Source organism: Streptomyces sp. NPDC003011 (genome assembly GCF_053591515.1).
In genome coordinates, this window is sequence record NZ_JBSFTY010000001.1 from 109,540 (window position 1) to 122,844 (window position 13,305).

The 13,305-nt window shown below is 73.4% G+C and carries 10 protein-coding genes; 7 read left to right on the top strand and 3 right to left on the bottom strand.

Annotated elements, in window-relative coordinates; all coding sequences use genetic code 11:
- Nucleotides 1–3: 3 nt before the first annotated feature.
- The 6 genes from ACWD0J_RS00490 to ACWD0J_RS00515 all read left to right on the top strand — a co-directional run bounded on the left by ACWD0J_RS00490 (nt 4) and on the right by ACWD0J_RS00515 (nt 8,514).
- Nucleotides 4–1,611 (top strand): subtype B tannase, encoded by a 1,608-nt coding sequence (locus ACWD0J_RS00490; RefSeq protein WP_451493634.1) that lies wholly within the window; start codon nt 4–6, stop codon nt 1,609–1,611.
- Between the two features lie 189 nt (nt 1,612–1,800).
- Nucleotides 1,801–3,012 carry a flavin-containing monooxygenase gene (locus ACWD0J_RS00495; protein WP_451493479.1) on the top strand — a complete coding sequence of 404 codons (1,212 nt, stop codon included), beginning with the start codon at nt 1,801–1,803 and terminating at the stop codon, nt 3,010–3,012.
- A 143-nt stretch (nt 3,013–3,155) separates the two neighbouring features.
- Nucleotides 3,156–4,649: a flavin monoamine oxidase family protein gene (locus ACWD0J_RS00500; RefSeq protein ID WP_451493480.1), complete on the top strand. Its 1,494-nt coding sequence runs from the start codon at nt 3,156–3,158 to the stop codon at nt 4,647–4,649.
- A gap of 119 nt (nt 4,650–4,768) precedes the next feature.
- Entirely contained in the window at nt 4,769–6,994 is a 2,226-nt protein-coding gene (locus ACWD0J_RS00505) for an acetate--CoA ligase family protein (protein WP_451493481.1), read from the top strand.
- Between the two features lie 7 nt (nt 6,995–7,001).
- Entirely contained in the window at nt 7,002–7,823 is an 822-nt protein-coding gene (locus tag ACWD0J_RS00510; RefSeq protein ID WP_451493482.1) for an enoyl-CoA hydratase/isomerase family protein, read from the top strand.
- A gap of 94 nt (nt 7,824–7,917) precedes the next feature.
- On the top strand, nt 7,918–8,514 hold the full coding sequence (locus tag ACWD0J_RS00515; protein WP_451493483.1) for a flavin reductase family protein: 597 nt from the start codon (nt 7,918–7,920) through the stop codon (nt 8,512–8,514).
- A gap of 44 nt (nt 8,515–8,558) precedes the next feature.
- On the opposite strand, the gene ACWD0J_RS00520 is transcribed toward ACWD0J_RS00515, so the two are convergent.
- Nucleotides 8,559–9,872 (bottom strand): MFS transporter, encoded by a 1,314-nt coding sequence (locus tag ACWD0J_RS00520; RefSeq protein WP_451493484.1) that lies wholly within the window; start codon nt 9,870–9,872, stop codon nt 8,559–8,561.
- Between the two features lie 72 nt (nt 9,873–9,944).
- Here ACWD0J_RS00520 and ACWD0J_RS00525 point away from each other — a divergent pair, with 72 nt between their 5' ends.
- Nucleotides 9,945–10,997, top strand: coding sequence for a GlxA family transcriptional regulator (locus tag ACWD0J_RS00525; RefSeq protein ID WP_451493485.1), 1,053 nt, complete (start codon nt 9,945–9,947; stop codon nt 10,995–10,997).
- Nucleotides 10,998–11,037: 40 nt separating this feature from the next.
- On the opposite strand, the gene ACWD0J_RS00530 is transcribed toward ACWD0J_RS00525, so the two are convergent.
- Nucleotides 11,038–12,087, bottom strand: a complete 1,050-nt coding sequence (locus ACWD0J_RS00530; RefSeq protein ID WP_451493486.1) for a Zn-dependent alcohol dehydrogenase — start codon at nt 12,085–12,087, stop codon at nt 11,038–11,040.
- The gene (locus ACWD0J_RS00535; RefSeq protein WP_451493487.1) at nt 12,087–13,244 is read right to left on the bottom strand and encodes an acyl-CoA dehydrogenase family protein; all 1,158 of its coding nucleotides are present in this window, start codon (nt 13,242–13,244) and stop codon (nt 12,087–12,089) included. Before ACWD0J_RS00535 ends, ACWD0J_RS00530 begins: the two co-directional genes overlap by 1 nt.
- Between the last annotated feature and the right edge of the window lie 61 nt (nt 13,245–13,305).

Below are 13,305 nucleotides of genomic sequence, written 5' to 3' on the forward strand. Positions count from 1 at the left end.
GTCATGGGGATCGGGGCGGCCGCCGGTGCCGCGGCCGTCGGCGGCGTCGCCCTGAGCGCACAGGCGTCCAGCGGGTCGAGCGGGTCGAGCGGCTCGAGCGGCTCGGCCTCGTCGGACGCCCTGGTCTTCGACCCGGACGCCTACACGGAGCTGACGACCACCGTCACCGACGCCGCCGGTACCGAGCACAGCGTCACCTACCACTTCTGGAAGGCGCTCACCTACGTCGCCAAGCCGGTCGACGAGAAGTACCAGAGCCTGAACGTCAGCGTGCCCGTCAAGATCGACGGCAAGGCGGTGGACGCCTCCGGCGCCCCGATCCTCCTCGCGAACTCCGTCGGCGGCTACATGCCCTCCTCGGTGGCGGACGCCACCGGGATCGGCGCCGGGGGCATGTCCGGCGGCCCCACCGGCGGGGGCGCCCCCAGCGGCTCGGCCTCCCCGAGCGCCACGCCCAGCCCCTCGGCCTCCAACGCGAACGGCAACACCAACGCCAACGGCGGCGCCCTGGCCTCCAACCAGCTCCTGGCCCTGGCCGCCGGGTACGTCGTGGTCGAGCCCGGCGCCCGCGGCCGCACCCTCAAGGACGCGGACGGCGTCTGGTACGGCACCGCCCCGGCCGCGATCGTCGACCTCAAGGCGGCCGTACGGTACCTGCGGTCCAACAAGGGCCGGATCCCCGGCGACACCGACCGGATCGTCTCCGCCGGCACCAGCGCGGGCGGCGCCCTGTCCTCCCTGCTCGGCGCGTCCGGCGACAGCGAGATCTACGACACGTACCTCAAGGAGATCGGCGCGGCCGACGCCTCCGACGCGATCTTCGCGACCGGCGCCTGGTGCCCGATCACCGACCTGGAGCACGCCGACGGCGCCTACGAGTGGTGCTGGGGCACCAACGCGCTCAGCACCGGCAAGCAGGCCGACCAGACGCTTTCCAAGGAACTGCGGTCGCAGTTCGCCGAGTACCAGGCCACCCTGAAACTGCGCGGCCTGAACGGCTTCGGCACCCTCACGGCCCGCAACTACGACGCATACCTGGTCAAGCAGTACCTCCAGCCCTCGGCCACCCGGTACCTCGCCGCCCTGTCGGACTCGGCCCGCGCGACCTACCTCGCCGCCCACCCCTTCCTCGCCTGGGACGGCAAGAAGGCCTCCTTCACCTGGGCCGACTTCCTCACCCACGTCGGCGCCCGCAAGAAGAGCGTCCCGTCCTTCGACGCCTTCGACCTGTCCACCGGTGAGAACAACGAGTTCGGCTCGGGCACGACCGAGGCCCGCCACTTCACCGCGTACGGCCTCAGGAACGACACGACCGGGGTCACCGCCAAGCGTCTCGACGGCGACATCCCCGAGAAGCTGAACCTGATGAACCCGATGTACCACCTGGAGCGGAAGAACCCGGGCCGCTCCAAGCACTGGTGGATCCGCCTCGGCACCAAGGACACCGACACCTCGCTGACCGTCTCCGCCAACCTCGCCGCCGCCGCGGCCGGCCTCGGCGACGACGTGAACCACCTCTACTACTGGGACCAGGGCCACGGCGCGAACACCGACCCGGGCGACTTCATCGCCTGGATCGCCAAGGTGACGGGCTACCAGGCCAAGAACTAGTCCCCCTTCCCTCCCCCCGAGCCGCGGCCCCGGTTTCCCGTCAGTCTCCGGCCGCCGCCCACGGCGCCGAGCCCTTCCGCACAGTCGGGCTCGGCGCCGTGTCGGTGCGCGACCTGCCGTGATCAATCCGCAACCAATTCCGGCCTTGACCGAGACCCATCAACCCGGGCCGGGATTACGCTCGCGCACATGGCCGACTCCCCAGCCTCCGCGCACCCCGCGGAGCCGACACAGCACGCGACGCAACACGCGACGCAGCACGCGGAACGCCCCGTCTACGTCATCGGCGGCGGCCCCGGCGGACTCGCCACCGCGTACGCCCTGCGCGCCCGGGGCGTCCGCGCCGTCGTCCTGGAGAGGTCCGACCGTGTCGGGGCGTCCTGGCGGCGCCACTACGACCGGCTGCATCTGCACACCACCCGCCGGCTGTCGGCCCTGCCCGGGCTGCCGATGCCGCGCCGGTTCGGACGCTGGGTCGCCCGCGACGACGTGGTGCGCTACCTGGAGAAGTACGCCGAGCACCACGAGCTGGAGATCGTCACCGGCGTCGAGGTCTCCCGGATCGAGCGCTCCCCCGACGGCACCGGCTGGCTGCTGCACGCCACCGGCGGCCGGGAACTGACCGGCGCCGCGGTCGTCGTCGCCACCGGCTACAACCACACCCCGCACCTGCCCGACTGGCCCGGCCGCGCCGCCTATGCCGGCGAGTTCCTGCACGCCGGCGACTACCGCGGCCCCAAGCCCTTCGCCGGCCGGGACGTCCTCGTCGTCGGTGCGGGCAACACCGGCGCCGAGATCGCCGTCGACCTGGTGGAGGGCGGCGCCGCCCGGGTGCGGCTGTCGGTGCGGACGACTCCGCACCTCGTGCGGCGGTCGACCGCCGGGTGGGCCGCCCAGTACACGAGCGTCCTGGTACGGCGGCTGCCGGTCGGCCTGGTCGACCGGCTGGCGAAGCCCCTGGCGAGGCTCAGCGTGCCGGACCTGTCGGCCCGCGGACTGCCCCGCCCCGACACCGGCCTCTACAGCCGGGTCCGGCAGGGAGCCATCCCGGTCCTGGACGTCGGCCTCGTCGACGCCGTGCGCAAGGGCCGCATCGAGATCGTGGCCGCCGTCGACGGCTTCGAGGACGGCAAGGCGGTCCTCGCCGACGGCACCCGCGTCTCCCCGGACGCCGTGATCGCGGCCACCGGCTACGCGCGCGCCCTCGAAGGCCTCGTCGGCCACCTCGACGTCCTGGACGCGCACGGCAACCCCGTCGTCAACGGCGCCCGCTCCCCGCGCAACGCGCCCGGCCTCTACTTCACCGGCTTCGTCACCCCCATCAGCGGCACCCTGCGCGAGCTGGCGATCGACGCGCCGAAGATCGCGAAGGCGGTCGCCAGACACGCCCGGACGACGTAGACACCTCTCAACCCTCCTGCGTACACCTCTGGTTACCTGACGGTCAGATGTGACCGGAGAGCTGTACGGCGCTGCCGCACGGGGCCAGAATGTGAGCACTGTTCACTTTCTGGCTCCACTCCCACCTCTCGCTACGACGGAGGATGCACGTGGCACGCGAAAGACAGCTTTCCCGACGCTCCCTGCTCGGCGGTGCCGCCGCCACGGCGGGCGCCGTCACCCTCACCACCACCGCCGCCGGTCCGGCCGCCGCGGCCACCCGGTCCGTGGACGTCGCGATCGTCGGCGGCGGCCTCGCCGGGCTCACCGCGGCCCGGGACCTGGTCGCGGCCGGCCGGTCCGTGGTCGTCCTGGAGGCCCGCGACCGCGTCGGCGGCCGGGTCGTGGGCCTCCGGCTCGCCAACGGCGGGGTCACCGAGGGCGGCGGCGAGTTCATCGGCCCCACCCAGGACCGCATCAAGGCGCTGGCCGACTCCCTGGGCGTGGCGACCTTCCCGACCCACAACACTGGCAAGAACCTCCTGTACAAGGACGGCAAGAAGACCCCGTACGCCACCGACGGACTGCTCGGCGCGGTCCCGCCGGTCGACGCGGCCGGCCTCGCCAACGCGGCGATCGTGCAGGCCGCGCTGAACGACATGGCCCAGCAGATCCCGGTGCACGCGCCCTGGACCGCGGCGAAGGCCGACGAGTGGGACCGGCAGACCTTCGAGACCTGGCTGCGCGCCAACGCCGTCATCCCGTCGGCCAAGTTCCTCCTCGACGTGGCCTGCACGTCGATCTTCTCGGCCGAACCCCGGGAGCTCTCCCTCCTGTTCGTCCTCTTCTACATCGCCGCCGCCGGCAACGAGTCGAACGTCGGCACCCTGGAGCGCCTCACCGAGACCGCGAACGGCGCCCAGGAACTGCGCTTCGCCGGCGGCTCCCAGCTGGTGCCGGTCCGACTCGCCGCCACCCTCGGCGACCGGGTGGTGCTGAACGCCCCGGTGCGCACGGTCACCCGGTCCGGCGGCCAGTACGTCGTGACGGCCGACGGCATCACCGTCACCGCCAGGAAGGTCGTCGTCGCCGCGCCCCCGCCGCTCGCCGCCCGCATCACCTACGACCCCCTCCTGCCCGCCGCCCGCGACCAGCTCACCCAGCGCCTGCCGATGGCCTCGGTCGGCAAGGCGATCGCCATCTACGACACCCCCTTCTGGCGGGCCGACGGACTCAACGGCCAGGTCGTCAGCGACACCGGCGTGGTCAGTTCCACCTTCGACAACTCCCCGCCCGACGCCTCGTACGGCGCGCTGATGGGCTTCATCGAGGCCGACGAGGCCCGGGCACTGGACGCGGCGAGCGAGGCGGAGGTCAGGGCGGCCGTACTGAAGGACTACGTGCGGTACTTCGGCGAGAAAGCGGCCTCCCCTTCCTCCTTCGTCCTGCAACGCTGGAACAACGAGGCCTACACCCGTGGCGGCCCCGTCTCCATCGCCGCGCCCGGCGTGCTGACCCAGTACGGTCCCGCCCTGCGCGCGCCCGTCGGCGGCATCCACTGGGCCGGAACGGAGACCTCCACCCACTGGATGGGCTTCATGGACGGTGCCGTGCGCTCGGGCGAGCGGGCGGCGAAGGAGGTGCTGGCGGCGCTGTAGGAGCCGTCGGCCGGTCCAGCGGGCAACCTTTGCGTGCAGGCCCGTTCCTGACTACCCGTCAGTTCTGTAACCTGACACTGCGTCAGTTACTTGGCTGTCACACAGGAGCGGGCGGACCGATGCTTGGATCAACCCACGGCACCCTCACCACCGACTCCCGCCGGGCCCGGGTCATCGCCTGTGGCGAGCGACCCGGGCCCGCCGTCCACGGCCGGCCCGCCGAGGCGGACGTCCTCGACGTCAGCGGCCGGCCGCTCTATGCCGCCGTCCCCGACCTGGACCGCTTCTTCCGGCCCGAGTCCGTCGCCGTGATCGGCGCCTCGGACACCGAGGGCCGGCCGAACACCGGGGTCACCCGGCAACTGCTCGCCTGGTCCCAGCGGGTCGGGGCCCGGCTGCACCCGGTGCACCCCACCCGCCCGTCCGTCTTCGGCATCCCCTGCTCCCCCTCCGTCGCCGGCCTGCCCGAGCAGGTCGACCTCGCCGTGCTGCTGGTCGCCGACCCCCTCCCCGTGATCGAGGAACTCGCCGAGACCAAGGCGAAGTTCGCGGTCGTCTTCGCCTCCGGGTTCGCGGAGACCGGCGAGGACGGCGCCGCCGCCCAGGCCCGCCTCGCCGCCGCCGTCACGCGGTCCGGGATGCGGCTCCTCGGCCCCAACACCAACCTCAACGCCTTCGAGGAGTTCCGGGACGACCTGGACGGTCCGGCCATCGCCCTCATCACCCAGTCCGGCCACCAGGGCCGCCCCGTCTTCGCCCTCCAGGAACTCGGCGTCCGCCTCTCCCACTGGGCGCCCACCGGGAACGAGGCCGACCTGGAGACCTCCGACTTCCTCTCCTACTTCGCCGAGCGGCCCGAGGTCGGTGCCATCGCCTGCTACATCGAGGGGCTCAAGGACGGCCGTTCCTTCCTGCTCGCCGCCGACCGGGCCGCCCGGCGCAAGGTGCCCGTCGTCGCGGTGAAGGCGGGCCGCACCGAGACCGGCGCCCGCACGGCCGCCTCCCACACCGGCAAGCTGACCGGCGCCGACACGGTGGTGGACGCGGTGATGCGGCAGTACGGCGTGATCCGGGTCGACGGCCTGGACCAACTCCAGGACACCGCGACCCTGCTGGCCCGCGCCCGGCCGCCCCGCACGGACGGGGTCGCCGTCTGTTCGATCTCGGGCGGCACGGGCGCGCACGTCGCCGACCTGGCCACCGGGGCGGGCCTGAGGCTGCCCGAGCTGTCGGAGGCCAAACAGGCCGAGCTGCACCAGTGGATACCCGCGTACCTGAGCGTGGCCAACCCGGTCGACAACGGCGGCCACCCGGTCGGCGACTGGCGCGGCCGGAAGATCATCGACGCGATCCTCGACGACCCGGAGGTGGGCGTGCTGATCTGCCCGATCACCGGGCCCTTCCCGCCGCTGAGCGACAAGCTCGTCCAGGACCTGGTGGACGCGGCCGAGCGGACGGACAAACTGGTGTGCGTGGTGTGGGGCTCCCCGGTCGGCACCGAACCCGCCTACCGCGAGGTCCTGCTCGGCTCGGCCCGCGTGGCCACCTTCCGCACCGTCGCCAACTGCGTCACGGCGGTCCGCGCCTACCTCGGCCACCACCGGTTCGCCGACGGCTACCGCTCCCCCTTCGACTCCGCGCCCCGCACCCCCTCGCCCTCCTTCCGCAAGGCGCGGGCACTGATGCGCCCAGGAGAGCAGCTGAGCGAGCACGCGGCGAAGCAGCTGCTGCGGGCGTACGGCATCCGCGTACCGCGCGAGCAGCTGGTGACCAGCGCGGCGGCGGCCGTGCGCGCGGCCGGGCTGGTGGGCTACCCGGTGGTGATGAAGGCGTCCGGCGCGCGGATCGCCCACAAGACCGAGCTCGGGCTGGTGAAGATCGGACTGACCTCGGCCAGCCAGGTCCGGGACGCCTACCGGGAGCTGACCGACATCGCGCGCTACGAGGACGTCCCGCTGGACGGCGTCCTCGTGTGCCAGATGGTCGAGCGGGGCGTCGAGATGGTCGTCGGCGTCACCCACGACGAGCTCTTCGGGCCGACCGTGACCGTGGGGCTCGGCGGGGTGCTCGTGGAGGTGCTGCGGGACACCGCCGTCCGCGTGCCGCCCTTCGGGGAGGAGCAGGCGCGGGACATGTGCGCCGAACTGCGCGGGCGGGCCCTGCTCGACGGGGTCAGGGGGCGCCCCCCGGCGGATCTGGACGCGCTGGTCGAAGTGGTCCTGCGGGTGCAGCGCATGGCCCTGGAACTCGGCGGCGACCTCGCGGAACTCGACATCAACCCGCTGATGGTGCTGGACCGGGGACAGGGAGCGGTGGCGCTGGACGCGCTGGCGGTGTGCAGCTGAGATGAACATGCCCGATTCCCCCCGTAGGTCCGGAACATCCGCTGAGTCATTGATACGGCACACCACTGACAACCACGTCTCGCACATCACCCTCAACCGCCCCGAAACCCGCAACGCCCTCCTCCCCGACCAGCGCGAACGCATCATCCGGCTGCTCGACGAGGCCTCCGCGGACGCGGCAGTGCGGGCGGTCGTGATCACGGGCACCGGCCGCGGGTTCTGCGCGGGAGCCGACCTGCGCGCGGCCCCGGCGACCGGGGAGCGCGCCGCCGGTGACGTCGCCCGCACCCTCCGCACCGGCGCCCAGCGCCTCGTCGCCGCCGTCCTCGACTGCGAGAAACCGGTGCTCGCCGCCGTGAACGGCACCGCGGCCGGCCTCGGCGCGCATCTCGCCCTCGCCTGCGACCTCGTCCTCGCCGCCGAGTCCGCCACCTTCATCGAGGTGTTCGTCCGGCGCGGGATCGTGCCGGACGGCGGCGGCGCGTATCTCCTGCCCCGGCTCGTCGGCCCGCAGCGGGCGAAGGAGCTGATGTTCTTCGGCGACGCCCTGACCGCCGCGGACGCCGAACGTCTCGGCCTGGTCAACCGCGTCGTACCGGACGGGGACCTGGACGGGACGGCCCGCGCCTGGGCCGCACGCCTCGCCGCCGGCCCCACCCGCGCCCTCGCCCTCACCAAACAGCTCGTCAACGCCTCCCTGGACACCGACCGGGCCACCGCCTTCGCCGCCGAGGCCGCCGCGCAGGAGATCACCATGACGACGGCGGACGCGCGGGAGGGGGTACGCAGCTTCGTGGAGCGGCGCAGCCCCGAGTACGAAGGCCGCTAGTTCCGAGGCAGGCGGCCTCCCCCGGGCGGCCGGCCCTTCCGGTGGTCCGCCGGCCTTCCTATCTGACGTTCCGTCAGCTTCAATGAGAGGCGTGATGGGACAAGCAGGAATGGCCGAGGCCGCCGTCCGCTACCTCAGGTCCGGGCCCCGCCCCGGCCCCGTGGAGGTCTTGCCGCGCCCGGAGCTGCGGTGTGTCCGCGAGGACGAGCGGGCGCCGGTCGACCCGGCCGGGTTCCGGCGCGTGCTGGGCACCTTCGCGACCGGGGTGACCGTCGTCACGGCCCCCGCCGCCGATCCCGACGGCTCCCCCGCCGGCTTCGCCTGCCAGTCCTTCTCCGCCCTCTCCCTCGACCCGCCCCTGGTCACCTTCATGGTCGGCCGTACGTCGGCGACCTGGCCCCGCATCGCCCGCGCGGGCGTCTTCTGCGTGAACGTCCTCGGCGCCCACCAGGGCGAACTGTGCCGCGGGTTCGCGGTGAGCGGCGGGGACAAGTTCGCGGGCGTGACGTACGACGCGGCACCGGCCTCCGGCTCCCCCCGTCTGACCGGCACGCTCGCCTGGATCGACTGCACGGTCCACGCGGTGCACACCGGCGGCGACCACCTGATCGTGGTGGGCCGGGTGGACGCGCTGGGAGCGGGCGACGGGGACCGGCCACCCCTGCTCTTCCACAAGGGCCGCTTCCTCTAGAGGGCCGGTCCGACCCGGCTGGAGGGCCTGTCCGACCCGACGCCTCATCCCGCCACCGCCCGCCGGACCGCCGGCGCGACCGGTCGGCGCCGGATCACCAGTGCCATCAGCGCCGCCGCCGCGCACAGCGCGCCCGACGCGTACCAGACCATGTCGTACGACCCGAAGACGTCCCGTGCGACCCCGCCGAGGAAGGCCACCAGCGCGGCGCCGACCTGGTGCGAGGCCAGCACCCACCCGAAGACGATCGCGCTGTCCTCGCCGTACTGCTCCCGGCACAGCGCCACGGTCGGCGGGACGGTGGCGACCCAGTCGAGACCGTAGAAGACGATGAAGAAGATCATCGGCGGGTGCACGCCGCCCGCGAGCAGCATCGGCAGGAAGAGCAGCGAGACGCCCCGCAGCGCGTAGTACACCGCCAGCAGCCGTCGCGCCTCGAAGCGGTCCGTGAACCAGCCGGAGGCGATGGTGCCGACGACGTCGAACACGCCGATGACCGCGAGCAGCGAGGCCGCCGCCCGGACGGGGATGCCGTCATCGTGGGCGGCCGGCACGAAGTGGGTCTGGATCAGGCCGTTGGTGGAGGCCCCGCAGATCGCGAAGGTACCGGCGAGCAGCCAGAAGGGGCCGGTACGGGCGGCCTTGAACAGGACGGTGACGGCCCGCCGGGCGGCCCCGGCCGCCGGCGGCGGCTTCGGCACGAACTCCCGCGCGCCGTACGGCTTCAGCCCCAGGTCGGCCGGGTGGTCGCGCAGCAGCAGCCATACGAAGGGGACGACCGTGAGGGCGGCGAGGGCGACCGTGACGGCCGCCGGGCGCCAGTGGTGCGTCTCCACCATCCAGGACAGCAGCGGCAGGAAGATCAGCTGGCCGGAGGCCGAGGCGGCGGTGAGGATGCCGGTGACCAGGCCGCGCCGCTCGGTGAACCAGCGGTTGGTGACCGTCGCGGCGAAGGCCAGCGCCATCGAACCGGAGCCGAGACCGACCAGCAGACCCCAGCACAGCATCAGCTGCCAGGCCGCCGTCATCCACACCGTCAGACCCGCGCCGACCGCGATCATGGTCAGCGCGGCCGCGACCACCCGCCGGATGCCGAAGCGGTCCATCAGCGCGGCCGCGAAGGGGGCGGTGAGCCCGTACAGCGCGAGGTTGACCGAGACGGCCGCGCTGATCGTGCCGCGTGACCAGCCGAACTCCCGGTGCAGGGGTTCGATGAGCAGCCCGGGCAGCGAACGGAAGGCGGCGGCGCCGATGATCGTCACGAAGGCGACGGCGGCGACGAACCAGGCCGGATGGATGCGGGTCCGCCGACCCGGGCGGGGCTCCTGAACGGCGGCGGCTTCGGTTGTCTGGGGCACGACATAGAGCTTCCGGCCTGCTCCGCGCCACGAGCCACTGGCCCGAAGGACAGCGTTCGCTAGGATCGGGCCATGGATGCGGCCCCGGCCCCCACGGCCTTCCGTCCCCACCGCGTCGTCGTCCTCGCCCTCGACGGCCTGCTCCCGTTCGAGCTGGGCATCCCGCACCGGATCTTCGGACGCCCCAGGGACGCCCGGCGACGGCTTCTGTACGAGGTGATCACCTGCTCGGTCCGGCCGCCGGGCCCGGTGGAGACCGACGCCGACTTCGACATCCACGTCCCGCACGGCCCCGAAGCCCTGGCCACCGCCGACACCGTGATCATCCCGGCGTCGTACGAACTCGGCCCGGTCTTCGAACAGGGCGTCCTGACCGGCGAACTGGCCGCCGCGCTCGCCCACATCCGCCCCGGCACCCGGATCGCCTCCATCTGCACCGGTGTCTACGTCCTGGCCGCGGCCGGCCTCCTCGACGGACGGCCCGCCACCACGCACTGGGCCGAGGCCGAGCACCTCCAGCGCCTCTTCCCGAAGGTCGAGGTCGACGCGGACGTCCTGTTCGTCGACGACGGCGACATCCTGACGTCGGCGGGCGTCGCGGCCGGCATCGACCTGTGCCTGCACATGGTGCGCCGCGACCACGGCACGGCGGTCGCCAACGAGGTGGCCCGCCGCACCGTCGTACCGCCGCACCGCGACGGCGGGCAGGCGCAGTACATCCACCGGCCCGTGCCCGACCCGCAGCTGGCGTCCACGACCACCGCCCGCGCCTGGGCACTGCGCCGCCTCCACGAGCCGATCCAGCTGCGGGACATGGCCGCGCAGGAGTCCATGTCCGTCCGCACCTTCACCCGCCGCTTCCGCGAGGAGGTCGGCGTCAGCCCCGGCCGGTGGCTGACCCTGCAGCGGGTGGAACGGGCCCGGCAGCTGCTGGAGTCCACCGGCCTGTCCGTCGACCAGGTGGCGAGGGACGCCGGCTTCGGCACCGCCCAGTCGATGCGGCAGCACCTCCAGGCGGTCCTCGGTGTCACCCCGACCGCGTATCGCCGCACCTTCCGGGCCGGGGGCGACGGGTCCGGCGGCGGCGAGGCCCGTCACCACGGTGAGGTCGGCGCCCCGCGCTGAACGGCCGCCCGAGCGCACCTCCCCCGTCCCCGGAACCCGCTCAGAAGGTCAGCACCCCGCGTGCCAACCGCCCCGCCTCCGCGTCCGCCACCGCCTTCTCGAAGTCCTCCACGGGGTACGTCCCGGTCACCAGTTCGTCGAGGAGGAGGCGGCCCTCCCGGTACAGCCCGGCGTACAGCGGGATGTCCCGCTGGGGGCGCGAGGAGCCGTAGCGGCAGCCGAGGATCGACTTGTCCAGGTACATCGACGAGACGAGGAAGGAGGCCTCGGCCGCGGCCGGCGGCACGCCCAGGAGGACCGCCTGCCCGTGGCGGTCCAGCGCGTCGATCGCCTGGCGGATCAGCTCGATGCGGCCCACGCACTCGAAGGCGTGGTCCGCGCCCGTCGGCAGGACGTCCCGCACACCCTGGGCGGAGGTCAGGAAGTGGGTGGCGCCGAACCGCCGGGCCACCGCCTCCTTCGCCGGGTTCGCGTCCACCGCGACGATCCGCAGCGCACCCGCGATCCGCGCCCCCTGGAGGACGTTCAGCCCGATCCCGCCCGTGCCGATCACCAGCACGCTGTCCCCGCGGTCCACCCTCGCCCGGTTGAGCACGGCGCCCACCCCGGTCAGCACCCCGCATCCGATGAGCGCGGCCGACGGCAGCGGGATGTCCTCGGGGACGCGGACCGCCTGCACGGCCTGCACCACGGTCCGTTCCGCGAAGGCGGAGACGGACGCGAACTGGTACATCGGCCGCCCGCCCCGGGTGAACGGCTGCCCCGGCCGCCCGATCGCCCGCCGGCACATCGTCGGCCGCCCCCGGTCACAGTGCGCGCACGTGCCGCAGTTGGCGAGCGTGGACAGGGCCACGTGATCGCCGGGGCGGACATGGGTGACACCGGCCCCCACCGCCTCCACCACACCCGCGCCCTCATGGCCCAGCACCACCGGAACGGGGAACGGTATGGTCCCGTCCACCACGGACAGATCGCTGTGGCACAGCCCCGCCGCCGCGATGGCCACCCGCACCTCGCCGGGGCCCGGATCCCGTACGACGAGATCGTCCACGACCTCGGCCCGCTGCCCGTCGAACACCACGCCTCGCATCACACAGCCCCCTGTCGCCCCTTGGGCTCCCTCGGCAGGCCGAGCACCCGCTCGGCGATGATCGTGCGCTGGATCTGGTCCGAGCCGCCGTAGATCGTGTCGGCCCGGGAGAACAGGAAAAGGTGTTGCAGGGCGTCGAGTTCGTACGGCGCCGCGGCCGACCACGGCGTCGGGCCCACGGTCGCCGCCGCGCCCCGCACCAGCATCGCCAGCTCCCCCAGCCGCTGATGCCAGCCGGCCCACAGCAGCTTGGCCACGCTGGGCGCGCCCGCGTCGTCCGAACGCCCCAGCGTGCGCAGGGCGTTCCAGCGCAGCACGCGCAACTCGGCCCACTGGCGCACGAGCCGGTCCCGTACGACGGGATCCCGCACCGCGTCCGTCTCCACGGCCGCCCGTACGACCCGCCCCAACTCCTCGGCGAAGCCGATCTGCTGGGCCAGCGTGGACACCCCGCGCTCGAAGCCGAGCAGGCTCATCGCGACCCGCCAGCCGCCGCCCTCGCCGCCGACGACGTGCTCCACGCGCGCGTGTGCCCCGTCGAAGAAGACCTCGTTGAACTCGCTGGTGCCGGTCAACTGGCGGATGGGGCGGACCTCCACGCGGCCCGGCTGGTCCATGGGCACGAGCAGGAAGGTCAGTCCGTGGTGGCGCCGGGAGGCGGGGTCGGTCCGGGTGAGGACGAAGCACCAGTCCGCCTCGTGGGCCAGGGACGTCCAGAGCTTCTGCCCCGTGACGCGGTAGTACGAGCCCTCCCGTACGGCCGCGGTACGCACTCCGGCCAGATCCGACCCCGCTCCGGGCTCGCTGTACCCCTGGCACCACAGCTCCTCACCGGCCGCGACCGGCGGCAGGAACCGGGCCCGCTGCTCGTCGCTGCCGTGCGCGAGGAGGGTGGGGGCCAGCAGGTTCTCCCCGATGTGCCCGGACCTCGGCGGCGCCCCCGACCGCGCGTACTCCTCGGCCCAGGCGACCTGCTGGGTGAGCGTGGCGGTCCGGTTGCCGTACCCGCCCCGCGTCCAGCCGAGCCCGATCCAGCCTGCCTTGCCGAGGGTGCGCTCCCAGGTCCGGCGGTCGAGGGACCCGTCGGCATGCGCGGCGAGCCACTGCCTCGCCTCCCCGCGGAACGCCTCGTCCTCAGCGGTGAACCCGAAGTCCATCGGGGGTCTCCTCTCGACACCGGGCGAGATCGCCCGCCCGCACCCACTCGCCGCGGACCAC

Coding starts and splice junctions, on each gene's coding strand:
- ACWD0J_RS00490 (WP_451493634.1), top strand. CDS start 4: ATGGGGATCGGGGCGGCCGCCGGTGCCGCGGCCGTCGGCGGCGTCGCC.
- ACWD0J_RS00495 (WP_451493479.1), top strand. CDS start 1,801: ATGGCCGACTCCCCAGCCTCCGCGCACCCCGCGGAGCCGACACAGCAC.
- ACWD0J_RS00510 (WP_451493482.1), top strand. CDS start 7,002: ATGCCCGATTCCCCCCGTAGGTCCGGAACATCCGCTGAGTCATTGATA.
- ACWD0J_RS00500 (WP_451493480.1), top strand. CDS start 3,156: ATGCACGTGGCACGCGAAAGACAGCTTTCCCGACGCTCCCTGCTCGGC.
- ACWD0J_RS00525 (WP_451493485.1), top strand. CDS start 9,945: ATGGATGCGGCCCCGGCCCCCACGGCCTTCCGTCCCCACCGCGTCGTC.
- ACWD0J_RS00535 (WP_451493487.1), bottom strand. CDS start 13,244: ATGGACTTCGGGTTCACCGCTGAGGACGAGGCGTTCCGCGGGGAGGCG.
- ACWD0J_RS00505 (WP_451493481.1), top strand. CDS start 4,769: ATGCTTGGATCAACCCACGGCACCCTCACCACCGACTCCCGCCGGGCC.
- ACWD0J_RS00515 (WP_451493483.1), top strand. CDS start 7,918: ATGGGACAAGCAGGAATGGCCGAGGCCGCCGTCCGCTACCTCAGGTCC.
- ACWD0J_RS00530 (WP_451493486.1), bottom strand. CDS start 12,087: ATGCGAGGCGTGGTGTTCGACGGGCAGCGGGCCGAGGTCGTGGACGAT.